This is a genomic window from Serratia sp. ME47 (assembly GCF_903970925.1).
Classification (GTDB): domain Bacteria; phylum Pseudomonadota; class Gammaproteobacteria; order Enterobacterales; family Enterobacteriaceae; genus Serratia; species Serratia ureilytica.
This window is the reverse complement of record NZ_CAJCKE010000004.1, coordinates 247,176-261,925: the sequence shown is the minus strand read 5'-3', so window position 1 is coordinate 261,925 and position 14,750 is coordinate 247,176. Positions and strand designations below refer to the sequence as shown.

The following is a 14,750-nucleotide window of genomic DNA, read 5'->3' as shown; positions in this document are numbered from 1 at the left end:
CCGAAACGCATCAAGCCGTCATGCGCGCATTCGTTCAGGCTAACGCTATTGGTAACATCTCATTAACCCTGGAGACGCCGATGGCACTTTCTGCGCATATCACCGCTTTGCGGGCGATCGATTCTCATACCGGCGGGGAGCCGACCCGGCTGATCGTCGAAGGCTTCCCCGACCTTGGCGAAGGCAGCATGGCGGAACGGCGGGCGCATTTCGCGCAACATTATGACGATTGGCGCTGCGCGGTGATGCTCGAACCCCGCGGCAATGACGTGTTGGTGGGGGCGTTGCTGTGTCGGCCTTGTTCGCCGCAGGCTACCGCCGGGGTGATCTTTTTCAACAACACCGGCTATCTGGGCATGTGCGGCCACGGTACTATCGGGCTGATTGCTTCGTTGGCGCATCTCGGGCGCATCCGCGCCGGGCGTCATCTGATCGAGACCCCGGTCGGCCCGGTGAACGCCACGCTGCATGATGACGGCAGCGTTACCGTAGAGAACGTGGCGGCTTATCGTTATCGCCACCAGGTGCGAGTTGAGGTGGCCGGTTACGGCCCGGTGACGGGGGACATTGCCTGGGGGGGAAACTGGTTTTTTCTCATCGGCGAGTCGCCGTTGACCATCGATAAACACAATCTGGAGGCGCTGACCGCGTTCACCTGGGCGGTCCGGCAGGCGCTTGAACAGGCGGGCATTCGTGGCGAAGACGGCGGGGCGATCGACCATATCGAGCTGTTCGGTGACGATCCGCAGGCCGACAGCCGCAGCTTCGTGTTGTGCCCCGGCAAAGCCTACGATCGATCGCCGTGCGGCACCGGCACCAGCGCCAAGCTGGCGTGTCTGGCGGCGGACGGCAAACTGGCGCCCGATATGCACTGGCGCCAGGCCAGCGTCATCGGCAGCGAATTCCAGGCTTATTACCGCTGGAACGGCGAGCGCATCACCCCCTTTATTCGTGGGCAGGCTTATGTATGCGCCGATAGCCAACTGTTGCTCGACGAACGCGATCCTTTTGTCTGGGGCATACGCTGATGGGCGGCGGACGGGGAGTTGATGCCATCGTGGTGGGTGCCGGCATCATCGGCGCCGCCTGCGCCTGGCGGTTGGCGAGGGAGGGGTACCGCGTCTCGGTGGTGGACGACTGTCGCGCCGGCGCCACCGCCGCCGGCATGGGGCACCTGGTATGCATGGACGACAACCCGGCCGAGCTGGCGTTGAGCGCTTATTCGCTGCGGTTATGGCGTGAAGTGACGGGCCGGATGCCGCAAGCCTGCGCCTGGCGCGGCTGCGGAACGCTGTGGTTAGCGGAGCAAGCGAATGAAATGGCCATCGCCGAACAAAAGCGGGCGCGGCTGGCGGAGCAGGGCGTGGCGGCGGAACTGCTGACGGCGGAGCAGGTTGCCGCTATGGAGCCGATGCTGCGGCAGGGGCTCGCCGGTGGGCTGCGGGTGCCGGGCGACGGCATTTTGTATGCGCCGCAGGCGGCGCGTTGGCTATTGGCCGACGCTGGCGTGGCGATCGATGTGGTGCAGGGTGAAGCGATCGCGCTGGACGAGGCGGCGGTGCGATTGGCGGACGGCAGAGAGCTGGCGGCGCCGGTGGTCGTCTTGGCCTGCGGCCTGCGGGCCAATGATTTGTTGTCGCAGCCGTTGCTGCGTGCCAAGAAGGGCCACCTGGCGATCACCGATCGTTATCCGCCGCGGGTGCGGCATCAGTTGGTGGAGCTGGGGTATGGCGCCAGCGCGCATGCCAGCGACGGCGCTTCCGTGGCGTTCAATGTGCAGGCGCGGCCCACCGGGCAATGGCTGATCGGTTCTTCCCGCCAGTTCGATTCCGTCGATTCGTCATTGGATATGCCGCTGCTGGCGGCGATGCTCATGCGCGCGCAGCATTTCTTGCCCACACTGGCGCAGATGAACATCATTCGCTGTTGGACCGGGCTGCGCGCCGCCTCTGCCGATGGATTGCCGCTGTTAGGCGCACATCCGCGGCATACCTGGTTGTGGTTGGCGCTGGGGCACGAGGGGCTGGGCGTCACGACCGCCCTCGGCAGCGCCGCGCTGCTTGCTGCGCAGATCGGCCGGCAGGCGCCGGAGATTGATGATTCCCCGTATTTGGCGGCGCGGGCGTTTGCCGCCGAGGAGCTGCCCGTATGAAAGAGAGGCAAAACACGCTCGCGTTGAGCATCGACGGCAAACCCTACCGGGTGCCGGTTGGCATCAGCGTTGCCGCGGCGCTCAGTTTGTGCGGCGGGGATCATTGCCGGTTGTCGATTTCACGCCAGCCGCGCGCACCATTTTGCGGCATGGGCGTTTGTCAGGAGTGCCGGGTAACCATTAACGGTCTGCGCCGCCTGGCGTGCCAGACGTTGTGCCAATCCGGCATGCGGATTGAGAGGAGCGATGATGAGTGACTTCGATTGCGAGGTGCTGATCGTCGGCGCCGGGCCGGCCGGCATGGCGGCAGCGCTGGCGGCGGCGGAAAACGAGGGGCAGATACGGGTGATCGATGATAATCCGCACCCCGGTGGGCAAATCTGGCGTGATGGGCCGCAGGTGGCTTTGCCTGAAGCGGCGAGACGATATCGGCAGGCGATGGCGGCGCGGGAAAATATTGTGCTGCACTCCGGCTGCAAGCTGGTGGCGCAGTGTGGCGCTAACCGATTGGCGTATGAAGACGCCGAAGGCTGCGGCGTGATTCGCTATCAAAAGCTGATTCTATGCAATGGCGCCCGTGAGCTGCTGCTGCCGTTTCCTGGCTGGACGTTGCCGGGAGTGAGCGGCGCCGGTGGTCTACAGGCGCAAATCAAGCAGGGGCTGGCGATCCGCGGTGAGCGGGTGGTGATAGCTGGCAGCGGTCCGTTGCTGCTGGCGGTGGCGAAAAGTGTGAAACAGGCCGGTGGCGAGGTCGTGCTGGTAGCGGAACAGGCGGCTCTGCGGCGATTGGCGGCGTTCGCCGGCGGCCTGTGGCGTTGGCCGCCCAAGCTGCGTCAGTCGTTTTCTCTGATTCAGCCTCATTACCGTGCCGATAGCCGAGTATTGGCGGCATTGGGGCAAGAGCGCTTGACGTCAGTGCGCGTCGGCAACGGCGGGCGGGAAAGTACGGTGGCCTGCGACAGGCTGGCCTGCGGCTTCGGTTTGGTGGCGAATATTGAACTGGCGATGCTGCTGGGATGCCGGATCGCACACGACGCCGTTGCGGTGGATTATTGGCAGCAAACCAGCCAGGCGCAAATTTATGCCGCCGGGGAGTGTACCGGTATCGGCGGCAGTGAATTGGCGCTCACCACCGGCGCCATCGCCGGTTATGCCGCCACCGGGCAAAAGGCAAAAGCCGAATCCCTGACGGTGCAGCGGCGGCGATGGCGGCGTTTCGCCACGTCGACAGCGGCCGCTTTTGCGCTTGATGAACGCACGAGTTATCTGGCCAAACCGCAGACGCTGCTGTGCCGCTGCGAAGACGTCACGCTGGAACAGGTATGCCATCAACCTGACTGGAACACGGCCAAGCTGAGCAGCCGCTGTGGTATGGGAGCCTGTCAGGGCAAGGTTTGTGCGACGGCGGCGCGGCACCTGTTGGGGTGGCCTTTGCCGCCGCCACGCGTCCCTTTAACGCCGGTGCGGACGGAAACGCTGGTTGCTCTGGGAAGGCATTGCAGCGACGACGATAATTGATGGGGCATCGCGGCAGTGGCGTTTCAGTCCAAATCGATTTCGCTGCATCACCACTGCGGCCAATAGTAGGTTTTCTCTCGCCAGCCCTTGCCGTACATGCAAGCCTCGATGGTGGCGTTTCGGGCTGACTGATTGCGATCGGTCTGTACCGTTTTGATCGACGGCTCTTTGTCATAGCGATATCCCGATGGACAATCTTTCTTATTCTTCTCGCAAGGGATGTATTTGTTTTCGTAGCTGAACTCTACGTCCCGCACGACGTCTGGCGGGAAGCGATCGTAGCCCCGACTGCGGCATTCGGCATATTCGGCATTTCGGGTGCTCTCAACTGCGCCGGGTCTTTCCCATTGGGTACAGGCAGTCATCATCAATAACGGCAAAACAATCAAACAACGGTAATTCTTCATGGTGTCCCTAACTCTTCCTCTATCCTGGTGATCACTGACTAGGAATCTTCCCAACCAGCGATGCGAAAAAGTGTAATCAACTGACGACACAATTGGAAATGATAATGGTTATTGTTTAGGTGTGATTGAGGCAACGGCACCCTGAAATGCGCCGTCGGCGATAGGGGAGAGGCTTACAAGGGGCAGATCTGACGATGAGAGTGTGTGGGCAGAGCGATTTTATATCTTTTCTCTTTTTGCTGCATGGCTTGGTCATTATCTCAGCGTTATGAGAGGGAAGAACAGTATGCAAGCTAAGTATTTTCTTATCCTGTTTAAATGGAATTTTGAATTAAGATATTTACCCATGGCCAAGTTTTAATGCACGGTATTAATGCTCTATTTTTTTATTTCTGTTTTTTTATTGTGCCTTTATTTTCGGAATTCTTCCATTAAATACTTTTTAGTTACAGGGAATTCATTTGCATTTTAAATTTGGATTTTTTAAATTCAGCTCAGATGAGGGATAACCGTTAGCGACAGGTTCAAAAAAGGAGTTTATTTTGTCTGGGATAAAGAAAACGCCTGAAAGCCATGGCGGTTTGCCTTCACCATCAGGGGATTATGATAATTTTAAGCACCTTTCCGATGTTGGCACCGTGTTGGGATATGGGCGAACTCGCTTTTATCAGTGGTGCCGCGGACGCGGATTTCTAACGCCGATGAATGTTCCTTCGCATGAAATGCTCAGTCTGGGATATATGGTGGCAGTGCTGTCAGAGACCGGTCATACCCGGGTTTACGTCACGCCGGATGGCTTCAGCTACGTCAGTGACGCGTTTGCGGCAGATATCCAACGCGGCATGGTAAAGTTTTAAATTTTTAAAAATCGCCTTTATTTCAAGGTCTTTAATACAGAATCTTCTTATCCGGAAAGACGCGCAGGGCGATGAGTAGGAAGTTATCCGATTTTTTCGTCTTTGCGACATGAAGGCTACTGACAGCAGCTATTCTCTTGTTACGATAAGCATTATTTTTTCAGGAGCCAAGGATGAAGCATTACGCCGCGTTGTTGTTCGCCTCTGCACTGTTGACGGGATGTGCGACCCAAGCCGTACCACCGCAACAGGCTGAATTACCGCCCCCAAGCCGTCTGATGCTTTATCAGAATATCCCGGATACGCCATACGCCACGGTGGTGGTGGTGCGCGACAGTGGAATGCTGGCGGGTAGCTGCCGCACCGGCGTTTATGTGAATGGGGAGTTCGCCGCTTCGCTGGGCGCGAAAGAAAAAGCGGAGTTTCGCGTGCCGCCGGGCAATACTTCGGTGAGCATCGGGCAAGATATGATAGAGAACTCTCTGTGTATTTGGCGTGATACCAGCGGCAGCGTGCCGATGACGCTGCGCGCCGGTGAAAGCCGCTATCTGCGTATCGCCGGCGATCGGCAGCGAGGCTTCGTTTTGCAGGCAGGGCGGCCGTAACCGCCCTGGCAAGGGCGTTAACGTCCTTGCCACCATCCCCACAGCGTAATTAATAGCCACGCCGCCGCAATCCAGCACAGTACCGCCGCCCCCAGCGCTAACGACAGCCGCAGACTGTTAATCAGGAAATACAGCGAAATCAAATACACCAGATAGGGCAACACCGCCCACATGCCGAAAATCAGCGTCGTTTTCAGCGCCGCTATTGAACGTTCGCTGCCGACAACATAATGCGCAATCAAAGCGAAAGTGGGGAAGAGCGGGACTAAACCGGCGATATAATAGTTGCGCGTTTTGGCCAGCAGGCCGATCAGAACCACGACCAGCGCGCCTATCAGCGCTTTGACAAGGATGCCCATAACGGTCTCGGGTGTCGGGGGAAAGCCAACACACTGCCCGAAAGCCTGAGCAGAATCAATGGCGTATTGCGTAGTGCGGGGAAAAACAGACCCGCATGAATCGCGGGTCTGAGCGGCAACGTTTACTGGCGGTAAGCGTGCTTGATTTGCTGAATGCTGTTCTTGAAGATTTCCGCCTGAGTCGGATCTTCAATCTGGGCGATGAAACGTTCCATGTTGATGATGACTTTCCCGGCATCGGCCTGGCCGATCGACTTCAGGATCAGCGTCAGCGTGGCTTTGAGGCAGGCAACCTCGGTCGCCAAGATCTCCGGGTTTGCAGACGTAGTGAAATCAACGTTGCTCATTTTCTCTCCTGATTTTTGAGGCCGTAGCCTGATACAAGCTGCTTTAGCGCACCGCGCGCGGACTATAGGCAAGTTGCCTACGCACGGCGGCGAATTTAACTGGGCGCGGAGTATAGCATAGCATGCGTCAGCCATCTGCACCGGGCTTGCTCTGGCGGCGCTGGTGGGTGAAGTTTGCTCATTGCACGTCCGGGTCATCCATTGTCGGCCAGTTATTTCGAGGCGGTTAACAAGTATTTGCCCGGCTCGTTATTGTTGAACAATCGGGGTTATTATAATTATTAGGGGCGGGTGGCACTGATTTTGCCGGCGTTGGTCGGTAATAATAGTTTTGTACGCCGGCTGTCAGGCTCGCGTTGGCCGCGGCTTTAAATATCAAATGATTACAAACAGCCAACAGCCGTGTTAATATTATTCATGTCGTGATTGCTTACACAGATTTCTCCCTCGCGGCATGATTGTCGCGCTATCCTGTGTCTGACGCAGCGCGACGAAATTATTTTCGTCGCTCGATCTTTTCCGACGTGACGATTTATCGGCGGCATAGACGGCTAAAATTGAAAAATCAGCTATGCTCCGCAAAGTTATTCGGAAGTATGTATTAATCTGTGTTCATTCTTGTCTGAAAAACAAGTAATATCTCTGGCGAAAACAGAGGCTGATTGCGTTACTCCCTTTTTTTGGAGAATTTTCCTTGATTAGCGTTCTTCTTGTTGATGACCACGAACTGGTGCGCGCAGGGATACGACGCATTCTTGAAGATATCAAAGGTATAAAAGTTGTCGGTGAGGCCCAGTGCGGTGAAGACGCCGTAAAATGGTGCCGTGGCAACGCTGTCGATATCGTGCTGATGGACATGAATATGCCGGGCATTGGCGGGCTGGAAGCCACGCGCAAGATTGTGCGTTATGCACCCGACGTCAAAGTCATCATGCTGACTATCCATACCGAAAATCCCTTGCCCGCGAAGGTGATGCAGGCGGGTGCCGCCGGCTACCTGAGCAAGGGCGCCGCGCCGCAGGAAGTGATTAACGCCTTGCGTTCCGTGCATGCGGGGCAGCGCTACATCGCGTCTGACATCGCCCAGCAAATGGCTCTGAGCCAGCTGGAGCCGCAGGCCGAAACGCCGTTCAGCTGCCTGTCTGAGCGCGAGCTGCAGATCATGTTGATGATCACCAAAGGCAAAAAAGTGAATGAGATCTCGGAGCAACTGAGTCTCAGCCCGAAAACGGTGAACAGTTACCGTTACCGTATGTTCAGCAAATTGAATATCAGCGGCGACGTCGAACTGACCCACCTGGCCATCCGACATGGATTGTTCAATGCGGAGACGTTGTTAAGCAGTGAATGACCGTTTTGATGCCAAAGCTTTCCTGAGTACCGTCACCAGCCAACCTGGCGTCTATCGTATGTATGACGCCACTGGCACGGTGATCTACGTCGGTAAAGCCAAAGACCTGAAAAAACGTCTCGCCAGCTATTTTCGGCAGCAGGTCAGCAGCCGTAAAACCGAAACGCTGGTTAAAAATATCGCGCAAATAGACGTAACGGTTACCCATACCGAAACAGAAGCGCTGTTGTTGGAACATAACTACATTAAATTGTACCAACCGCGATATAATGTTCTTTTGCGAGACGATAAATCTTATCCGCTGATTTTTCTCAGCGCCGATACCCATCCCCGTTTAGCGGTGCATCGCGGCGCCAAACACGCCAAGGGCGAATATTTCGGTCCTTTTCCCAACTCTTACGCCGTGCGCGAAACGCTGGCGCTGCTGCAGAAGTTGTTCCCGATCCGCCAGTGCGAAAACAGCGTGTATCGCAACCGCTCGCGCCCGTGTCTGCAGTATCAGATCGGCCGCTGTCTGGGCCCTTGCGTCGCCGGCCTGGTGAGTGAAGAAGAGTACCGGCAACAGGTGGACTACGTGCGGCTGTTTCTTTCGGGCAAAGATCAACAGGTGTTGCACCAGCTGATTGCCCGCATGGAAGAAGCCAGCAAGCTGCTCAATTTCGAAGAGGCGGCGCGCATACGCGATCAAATTCAGGCCGTGCGCCGCGTTACCGAGCGGCAGTTCGTCTCGGGCGACAGTGACGATCTGGATGTCATCGGCGTGGCGTTCGACGCCGGTATGGCATGCCTGCACGTGCTGTTCATCCGTCAGGGCAAGGTGTTGGGCAGCCGCAGCTATTTCCCTAAGGTGCCGGGCGGTACGGATATGAGCGAAGTGGTGCAGACTTTCGTCGGCCAGTTTTACCTGCAGGGCAGCCAGGCGCGCACGCTGCCCGGCGAGATCCTGTTGGATTTCAGCTTGCCGGAAAAGGACCTGCTCGCAGAATCGCTCTCCGAGTTGGCGGGGCGCAAGATCCAAATTCAAAGCAAGCCGCGCGGCGACCGCGCCCGTTATCTGAAGCTGGCCCGCACCAACGCGGCAACGGCGTTGACCACCAAGCTTTCGCAACAGTCGACGATCCATCAGCGGCTGGCGGAATTGGCCAAGGTGCTGAATCTGGCGGAAATCAATCGTATGGAGTGCTTCGATATCAGCCATACCATGGGCGAACAGACCGTAGCTTCGTGCGTGGTGTTCGACGGAAACGGCCCGGTGCGTTCGGAGTATCGGCGCTACAATATTAGCGGCATCACCCCCGGCGATGACTACGCGGCGATGACGCAGGTGCTGAAACGCCGTTACGGCAAAGCGCTGGAAGAGAAAAAAATCCCGGATGTCATTTTCATCGACGGCGGCAAAGGGCAGCTCGGCATGGCGATCGACGTGTTCAACTCGCTGAACGTCACCTGGGACAAGAATAAACCGTTGCTGATCGGCATCGCCAAAGGCGCCGATCGCAAGGCCGGGTTAGAAACGTTGTTCTTCGTGCCGGAAGGCGAAGGGATTTCGTTGCCGCCGGATTCGCCGGCGCTGCATGTGATCCAACACATCCGCGATGATTCACATAATCATGCGATTACCGGTCACCGGCAGAGAAGGGCGAAAGTCAGAAATACCAGCGCACTGGAACTGATTGAGGGCGTAGGGCCGAAACGGCGCCAGGTGCTGTTGAAGTATATGGGCGGACTGCAACCTTTGTTGAACGCCAGCGTGGAGGAAATTGCAAAAGTGCCGGGTATTTCACAAGCATTGGCAGAAAAGATCTACAATGCATTGAAACACTGAGGGCAATGTAGCAACATACTCTTAATTTCCACTTTAGCCAGATAGTTACCGTAGCATTATGCAATTGAATATACCGACTTGGCTTACCCTGTTTCGCGTAGTTCTGATCCCATTCTTTGTGCTGGCGTTTTACCTGCCGTTCAGCTGGGCTCCGATGGTTTGCGCCGTTATCTTTGTGTTTGCCGCTGTCACCGACTGGTTTGACGGTTTCCTGGCGCGCCGCTGGAAACAAACGACGCGCTTCGGGGCGTTTTTGGATCCGGTCGCGGACAAAGTGATGGTGGCGGTAGCGCTGGTGCTGGTGGCGGAGCACTACCACAGCTGGTGGATCACGCTGCCGGCGGCCACCATGATCGCCCGCGAAATCATCATTTCGTCGCTGCGCGAGTGGATGGCGGAAATTGGCAAACGCAGCAGCGTGGCGGTGTCCTGGATCGGCAAAGTGAAGACCATGGCGCAGATGATGTCGCTGGTGGGCTTGCTGTGGCGCCCGGATCGCTCTGTGGAATATGTGGCGATCGGCTTACTGTATATTGCGGCGGTGCTGACTTTCTGGTCGATGTTCCAATATTTGAACGCGGCGCGTAACGATTTGCTGGAACCGTGATCGATACGCTGCAAAAAGCGGCAAACGATCGTGATGGGCCAACAATTTTATTGACTCATCACGTCAGGTAAGTAGAATGCATCGCATCAGACGACAACGATGAATTGCCGAAAGATAGCAAAGAAATCAGTCAGTTCTGGTAATGCGGGAATAGCTCAGTTGGTAGAGCGCAACCTTGCCAAGGTTGAGGTCGCGAGTTCGAGCCTCGTTTCCCGCTCCAAATATTAGCCTGTTGAATCCCCCGTGATTCGGCAGGTAAGGAAAAGGGGCTTCGGCCCCTTTTTCGTTTTCTGCTTCTGCGCCATTCGGCGAAACCTTTCTTCATCTTCCCATATCGATTATTGACTCTTCTCACGTATCTTTCCTGTCGTTGTCATACTGTTGGATGCAGCCGTTAAACGGTGAAACAATAATTTGATACGTCCGGCGGTTCGCCATGCAAGAAGAAAATAATGCGGCGTATGACGCCATCAGAGCACTCAGGCACAGCCATGCATCGCTGTCGCCTCGTCAAATCGCTGGGTTATCGGCAAAGTGAAGCTGTAGGTCGGTCTTTTGAAACCGGGCATAGGAGGATGTATGGAATCTGGTGCTTTAAAGCATCTGATAAGAACGGCGGCGGGATGTGCGCTGTTCTTCGGCCTGGTCGCCCCGCCGTTGGGGGGCGTGCTCATGTTTCTGCTGATGGCGTTCGGCAGCGGTGAGTGGGTGGGAATAAGTCTTCTCGATGCCGGCGACTTGCTGGGCATGGCCGGGTTTATCGGCATTTTTTCTTATGCGCTCGGTTTTTTGCCGGCATGTTTGGCGGGGGCTATTGCCGGTATCGCCCATTCAGGCATTCGCCAATTGCGGTGGTTTCTGCTGTTGTGTGCGGTGGTGTCCGCCATTGCTCCCGGTTTGCTGAATGCCGATCAGCGTATTTTTGGCGCGATCGCGGTCTTACCGGGAATGTTCGCCGGGTTTTTATGGTGGCGTCGAAGATTGCGTGATGCCCCGACCGATGAGGTTTTGCACGATAGCCCTTCGCCATAAGCAAGCGAAAAGCCGGGGAGAGCTATTCCTGTCGAGAAAAAGAACCGTTTTGCCCATGAATTTCTGAGCCGATGCATATAATATCAACATTGCGCTTGCCTTTTCGTTGGCATTGTGAACAGTGCGCCCACAAAATAAGCAGTTGAAAGCGTTAGAGAACTTTTTGCTATTTCGGGGGGTTGCCAAGGTGGGGGGTTTAGTCCATAATGCAGTCCATCGATTCGGCAGTAACGAAATAAATTACTTGAGAATCAGATGATTAGGATAAGCGATTTTATCATCGCAATCCCGAAGAACAAAACGAAGTGGGTGATTCACCGGCTTTGGCCTGAAAAGGCAAAACAGAATAAAGGCGCGTTAACAAAGCGGTTATGTAGCGGATTGCAAATCCGTCCAGTCCGGTTCGACTCCGGAACGCGCCTCCAACTTTCCCGAGCCCGGGTGGTGAAATCGGTAGACACAAGGGATTTAAAATCCCTCGGCTTATGGCTGTGCGGGTTCAAGTCCCGCCCCGGGTACCAGGGAACGAAAATACCGAATAATCAAAGCAATAAGTAGTAATGTCGTAGACCGCCGAGAGGCGGTTTTTTTGTGCCTGAAATTCGCATTACGCCTGCATTTTTTTCCTTTCTTGTCATGCCGCCATCCTGCCTGCAGGGAGCCCCGCAGGGCTCCACACTACAGATCATAAGAAACCGAACGCCGCGGCGAGGATCCAGCCGAAGACGCAGGAGACGCTGACGCCGATCAGGCCCGGTAGAATGAAGCTGTGATTGATCACGAAGCGGCCGATGCGGGTGGTGCCGGAGCGGTCGAACTGAATTGCCGCCAAATCGCTGGGGTAGGTCGGTAAAATATAATAACCGTAGCAGGCCGGCGCCGAAGCGACGATATAGGCCGGGTTGACGCCGATCGCCAGCGCCACCGGCACCAGCGCCGCCAGCGCGGCGGCCTGCGAATTGACGAATTTCGACACCAGCAGCAGGATCAGCGCATAGGCCCAGGGGTACTCTTTCACCAGCACGCCCAGCGTGGCTTCTATCTGCGTCAGGTGGGCGCCGAACATGGTTTCCGCCATCCAGGCGACGCCATACACCGCCACGATGGCAATCATGCCGGAACGGAACACCTCGTTTTTAGAGATAGACGCCGGGTTGGTGCGGGTAATGATGACGATCAGCGCTCCGGCCATCAGCATGCACATCTGGATCACCAGGACCATGGAAAGTGGCTTGCCACCGAAGCTGGGCCGCAGGTCGGAAAAAGCCCCCAGCACCGCCACCAGGGCGATCGTGGCGAGGAAAATCCACATGGCGATCCAGTTGCTGCGTGGCAATACCCGGTCCAGCAGGGTGGCGGCGTCGCCATAGACGTAGCGATGGTTCTCCGGCACCGAGATGAATTTCTGAAACTCGGGATCTTTGTCCAGGTCTTTGCCGCGGAACCAACTGAAGATACCGATCGCCAGAATGCCGCACAGGGTGGAAGGAATGGTGATCGACAGCAGATCGAGGAATTCCAGATGGCGGCCATTGAAGGTGTAGCTGCTGAGCATCGCCACCAGTGAAACGACAGCCACCGAGACCGGGCTGGCGATAATGCCCATCTGCGCGCCGATCGAGCTGGCTGCCATCGGCCGTTCCGGGCGGATGTTATTTTTGATCGCCACGTCATAGATGATCGGCAAGATGGTGTACACCACATGGCCGGTGCCGCACAGAATAGTGAGAATGCAGGTGACGAACGGCGCGATGATTGAGACATACCGCGGGTTGCGCCGCAGCATCCGCTCGGCGATCTGGAGCATGACGTCCAACCCGCCTGAGGCCTGCAGGGTGGCGGAGGCCGCCACCACCGCGATGATCACCAGCATCACGTCTACCGGCGGTTTGCCGGGCTGCAGGTGAAAGCCGAACACCAGAATCATCAAACCGATACCGCCCAGCAACCCCAGCGCAATGCCGCCTTTACGCGCCCCATACAGCAGGCATGCCAATATAACCGCTAATTGCAGAAAGAAATCCATGATAGATACGCCTTAATAATGTTGAACTTAACTACGTTCAGTTTCCGGCGGCGTTTACAGCAGAAAGTTGTTTTAAATCTAAAGGCATTAATAAATTGTGGTTATTAACCTTAAAGAGTGATGTCGGTCACATTCAAAGAACATAGAGAGCGGGCGGAAAGCGGCATCAGCACGAAAAAGCAAGTCAAGAGGTCAGACCTCTCCTATATGACGGATTTACCACCAGAGGAGAGAGTTATGGATCCGACAAAAATGACGGGGCTGGCGTTATTACAGGCAGCGATGGCCGGCAAAATTCCACCGGCTTCGATCGCTGAAACGGTGCCCATGAAACCGGCCGCGGTTGAAGAGGGATATATCCGCATCGTGGCGCGGGCCGACGAACGCCACCTTAACCCGCTGGGCGGCGTTCATGGCGGCTTCGCCGCCACGGTTTTGGACTCGGTGACCGGTTGCGCGGTGCACAGTACGCTGGGCGCAGGGACGGGTTATGGCACCGTCGATCTGCAGGTGAAAATGTTGCGCCCGGTGCCGAAGGAGATTGATCTGATCGCCGAGGGGCGTCTGGTCTATGCGTCGAAAAACGTCGCTTTCGCGGAAGGCACGCTCAAAACGGCGGAAGGAAAATTGCTGGCTTCGGCAACCGCCACTTGCTTTATCATTCGCTCTACCGAACAGCCGCCACAATAACCTGCCATTTATCAGGCCCCGGTTCTTCCATCCGGGGCCTGATGCATTTCTCTGTCGGCTGCACCGACCGCCGCGATACGGCTGCAGGCGCGATGCGTCATTGTGGTCTAGTATTCTTGGGTAAAAATTTATCGGGGTGAGTATGCAGCCGTATAAAGAGGTTGAGTTTGATCATGAGCTTTGTCTGGCGATCGGCAGAGCGGTATTGGACGTGGTAGCGCAAGGGGAAGAAACCAGCGCGACGTCGGTGATGAGCGCCATTGAGCGGTCGGTGGAACAGGGGCTGAACGACGACGACACCGCCGTTGCCGACGACGCGCTGGATTTGATGGCTCGTCTTATTCACGGCTGCGGATTTATTAATCTATCGGGTGAAGAGGAGACTTCCCATGCATTGGTTGAATTTCAAGCGCTACAAGAGTGACGTCGCCAAACAGGCCGTGCCGCCGCATCTGAATGCCGCTGAATTTGCGCGGCATTATGCCGATAAGCCGCAGGAGAATACGGAAGAGTATCTTTCGCTCAGCGGGGAGATGTGCTGGGATGCGGTGGTGCTGTGCGCCCACCGTTCCGGCGCGCTCAGTAAGGCGAAATACAAGCAACTGTGGCTGACGGTGTTCGATAAGCAGTACAAACATTTCGTCAGCCCTGACGATACCGAGATCCGCACCATGGCGGATATGCTGCGCGCCCCACAGGGATGTTTTATCGGGATATTCTCCATGCGCGACGCGGCCTCGCCCCGATTGCTGCATGCCATGATCGGCACCGGCGCGGGATTTGCCGCAGGCAATAAAAATCTTTGCATCGGCGTGGGAGGCGCGGTCGGCTGGGAAAATCTCAATCTGGCGCGCGATCTGCGCTGGCAGCCGGAAGGCGGCTTTCTACGCCAGGGCGACAGTGAAGTGCTGCGTATTTTTTATCGGCCTTTCCCCGCCTGAAACGGTCCGGACGCTTTTTAGGGTAAAAAAACC

General features: G+C 56.5%; 17 protein-coding genes and 3 tRNA genes. 16 read left to right on the top strand and 4 right to left on the bottom strand.

Annotated elements, in window-relative coordinates; translation table 11 throughout:
- Positions 1-80 precede the first annotated feature (80 nt).
- The 4 genes from H7A77_RS06975 to H7A77_RS06960 are packed head-to-tail and all read left to right on the top strand — an operon-like array spanning position 81 to position 3,670.
- Positions 81-1,028, top strand: coding sequence for a 4-hydroxyproline epimerase (locus H7A77_RS06975; RefSeq protein ID WP_033642630.1), 948 nt, complete (start codon positions 81-83; stop codon positions 1,026-1,028).
- Positions 1,028-2,152, top strand: coding sequence for an FAD-binding oxidoreductase (locus H7A77_RS06970; RefSeq protein WP_182073971.1), 1,125 nt, complete (start codon positions 1,028-1,030; stop codon positions 2,150-2,152). Before H7A77_RS06975 ends, H7A77_RS06970 begins: the two co-directional genes overlap by 1 nt.
- Positions 2,149-2,409 carry a (2Fe-2S)-binding protein gene (locus H7A77_RS06965; protein WP_033642632.1) on the top strand — a complete coding sequence of 87 codons (261 nt, stop codon included), beginning with the start codon at positions 2,149-2,151 and terminating at the stop codon, positions 2,407-2,409. The genes H7A77_RS06970 and H7A77_RS06965 overlap by 4 nt, the downstream gene beginning before the upstream one ends.
- Positions 2,402-3,670 carry an FAD/NAD(P)-binding oxidoreductase gene (locus H7A77_RS06960; protein WP_033650712.1) on the top strand — a complete coding sequence of 423 codons (1,269 nt, stop codon included), beginning with the start codon at positions 2,402-2,404 and terminating at the stop codon, positions 3,668-3,670. Before H7A77_RS06965 ends, H7A77_RS06960 begins: the two co-directional genes overlap by 8 nt.
- Before the next feature lie 47 nt (positions 3,671-3,717).
- Here H7A77_RS06960 and H7A77_RS06955 read toward each other — a convergent pair whose 3' ends face one another.
- The gene (locus H7A77_RS06955; protein ID WP_033642634.1) at positions 3,718-4,077 is read right to left on the bottom strand and encodes a hypothetical protein; all 360 of its coding nucleotides are present in this window, start codon (positions 4,075-4,077) and stop codon (positions 3,718-3,720) included.
- 542 nt (positions 4,078-4,619) lie between these two features.
- Between H7A77_RS06955 and H7A77_RS06950 the strand changes: the two genes are divergently transcribed.
- The gene (locus H7A77_RS06950; RefSeq protein WP_033642635.1) at positions 4,620-4,934 is read left to right on the top strand and encodes a hypothetical protein; all 315 of its coding nucleotides are present in this window, start codon (positions 4,620-4,622) and stop codon (positions 4,932-4,934) included.
- A gap of 173 nt (positions 4,935-5,107) precedes the next feature.
- A complete protein-coding gene (locus H7A77_RS06945; RefSeq protein ID WP_033642636.1) occupies positions 5,108-5,539 on the top strand; it encodes a hypothetical protein in 432 nt (143 codons plus the stop codon).
- Between the two features lie 17 nt (positions 5,540-5,556).
- On the opposite strand, the gene H7A77_RS06940 is transcribed toward H7A77_RS06945, so the two are convergent.
- Together H7A77_RS06940 and H7A77_RS06935 are read right to left on the bottom strand one after the other, a co-directional pair.
- Positions 5,557-5,898: a GlpM family protein gene (locus H7A77_RS06940; RefSeq protein WP_025302360.1), complete on the bottom strand. Its 342-nt coding sequence runs from the start codon at positions 5,896-5,898 to the stop codon at positions 5,557-5,559.
- A 122-nt stretch (positions 5,899-6,020) separates the two neighbouring features.
- Positions 6,021-6,245, bottom strand: coding sequence for a DUF2594 family protein (locus tag H7A77_RS06935; protein ID WP_004927950.1), 225 nt, complete (start codon positions 6,243-6,245; stop codon positions 6,021-6,023).
- A 694-nt stretch (positions 6,246-6,939) separates the two neighbouring features.
- On the opposite strand from H7A77_RS06935, the gene uvrY reads away from it, so the two are divergent.
- The 7 genes from uvrY to H7A77_RS06900 all read left to right on the top strand — a co-directional run bounded on the left by uvrY (position 6,940) and on the right by H7A77_RS06900 (position 11,581).
- On the top strand, positions 6,940-7,596 hold the full coding sequence (uvrY, locus tag H7A77_RS06930) for a UvrY/SirA/GacA family response regulator transcription factor (protein ID WP_004927947.1): 657 nt from the start codon (positions 6,940-6,942) through the stop codon (positions 7,594-7,596).
- On the top strand, positions 7,589-9,421 hold the full coding sequence (gene uvrC, locus H7A77_RS06925; protein WP_071845073.1) for an excinuclease ABC subunit UvrC: 1,833 nt from the start codon (positions 7,589-7,591) through the stop codon (positions 9,419-9,421). The genes uvrY and uvrC overlap by 8 nt, the downstream gene beginning before the upstream one ends.
- A 58-nt stretch (positions 9,422-9,479) precedes the next feature.
- Complete coding sequence (pgsA, locus tag H7A77_RS06920; RefSeq protein WP_033642639.1) at positions 9,480-10,028, top strand: CDP-diacylglycerol--glycerol-3-phosphate 3-phosphatidyltransferase; 549 nt, start codon at positions 9,480-9,482, stop codon at positions 10,026-10,028.
- A 144-nt stretch (positions 10,029-10,172) separates the two neighbouring features.
- A tRNA-Gly gene (locus tag H7A77_RS06915) sits at positions 10,173-10,248 on the top strand.
- 359 nt (positions 10,249-10,607) lie between these two features.
- Positions 10,608-11,060 (top strand): hypothetical protein, encoded by a 453-nt coding sequence (locus tag H7A77_RS06910; protein ID WP_047026313.1) that lies wholly within the window; start codon positions 10,608-10,610, stop codon positions 11,058-11,060.
- Positions 11,061-11,411: 351 nt separating this feature from the next.
- Positions 11,412-11,485, top strand: a tRNA-Cys gene (locus tag H7A77_RS06905).
- 10 nt (positions 11,486-11,495) lie between these two features.
- Positions 11,496-11,581, top strand: a tRNA-Leu gene (locus tag H7A77_RS06900).
- A 164-nt stretch (positions 11,582-11,745) separates the two neighbouring features.
- Here H7A77_RS06900 and H7A77_RS06895 read toward each other — a convergent pair.
- The gene (locus H7A77_RS06895) at positions 11,746-13,086 is read right to left on the bottom strand and encodes an anaerobic C4-dicarboxylate transporter (RefSeq protein ID WP_033642641.1); all 1,341 of its coding nucleotides are present in this window, start codon (positions 13,084-13,086) and stop codon (positions 11,746-11,748) included.
- Positions 13,087-13,323: 237 nt separating this feature from the next.
- Here H7A77_RS06895 and H7A77_RS06890 point away from each other — a divergent pair, with 237 nt between their 5' ends.
- The 3 genes from H7A77_RS06890 to H7A77_RS06880 all read left to right on the top strand — a co-directional run bounded on the left by H7A77_RS06890 (position 13,324) and on the right by H7A77_RS06880 (position 14,717).
- A complete protein-coding gene (locus H7A77_RS06890) occupies positions 13,324-13,776 on the top strand; it encodes a PaaI family thioesterase (protein WP_033642642.1) in 453 nt (150 codons plus the stop codon).
- 142 nt (positions 13,777-13,918) lie between these two features.
- Positions 13,919-14,200, top strand: a complete 282-nt coding sequence (locus H7A77_RS06885; protein ID WP_182073970.1) for a hypothetical protein — start codon at positions 13,919-13,921, stop codon at positions 14,198-14,200.
- Positions 14,166-14,717 (top strand): hypothetical protein, encoded by a 552-nt coding sequence (locus H7A77_RS06880; RefSeq protein WP_033642644.1) that lies wholly within the window; start codon positions 14,166-14,168, stop codon positions 14,715-14,717. Before H7A77_RS06885 ends, H7A77_RS06880 begins: the two co-directional genes overlap by 35 nt.
- Positions 14,718-14,750: the final 33 nt, after the last annotated feature.

Bases quoted from the DNA above. Each gene is read 5' to 3' on its own strand.
- H7A77_RS06975 (WP_033642630.1), top strand. From the start codon at position 81: ATGGCACTTTCTGCGCATATCACCGCTTTGCGGGCGATCGATTCTCAT.
- H7A77_RS06970 (WP_182073971.1), top strand. From the start codon at position 1,028: ATGGGCGGCGGACGGGGAGTTGATGCCATCGTGGTGGGTGCCGGCATC.
- H7A77_RS06965 (WP_033642632.1), top strand. From the start codon at position 2,149: ATGAAAGAGAGGCAAAACACGCTCGCGTTGAGCATCGACGGCAAACCC.
- H7A77_RS06960 (WP_033650712.1), top strand. From the start codon at position 2,402: ATGAGTGACTTCGATTGCGAGGTGCTGATCGTCGGCGCCGGGCCGGCC.
- H7A77_RS06955 (WP_033642634.1), bottom strand. From the start codon at position 4,077: ATGAAGAATTACCGTTGTTTGATTGTTTTGCCGTTATTGATGATGACT.
- H7A77_RS06945 (WP_033642636.1), top strand. From the start codon at position 5,108: ATGAAGCATTACGCCGCGTTGTTGTTCGCCTCTGCACTGTTGACGGGA.
- H7A77_RS06940 (WP_025302360.1), bottom strand. From the start codon at position 5,898: ATGGGCATCCTTGTCAAAGCGCTGATAGGCGCGCTGGTCGTGGTTCTG.
- H7A77_RS06935 (WP_004927950.1), bottom strand. From the start codon at position 6,245: ATGAGCAACGTTGATTTCACTACGTCTGCAAACCCGGAGATCTTGGCG.
- pgsA (WP_033642639.1), top strand. From the start codon at position 9,480: ATGCAATTGAATATACCGACTTGGCTTACCCTGTTTCGCGTAGTTCTG.
- H7A77_RS06910 (WP_047026313.1), top strand. From the start codon at position 10,608: ATGGAATCTGGTGCTTTAAAGCATCTGATAAGAACGGCGGCGGGATGT.
- H7A77_RS06895 (WP_033642641.1), bottom strand. From the start codon at position 13,086: ATGGATTTCTTTCTGCAATTAGCGGTTATATTGGCATGCCTGCTGTAT.
- H7A77_RS06890 (WP_033642642.1), top strand. From the start codon at position 13,324: ATGGATCCGACAAAAATGACGGGGCTGGCGTTATTACAGGCAGCGATG.
- H7A77_RS06885 (WP_182073970.1), top strand. From the start codon at position 13,919: ATGCAGCCGTATAAAGAGGTTGAGTTTGATCATGAGCTTTGTCTGGCG.
- H7A77_RS06880 (WP_033642644.1), top strand. From the start codon at position 14,166: ATGCATTGGTTGAATTTCAAGCGCTACAAGAGTGACGTCGCCAAACAG.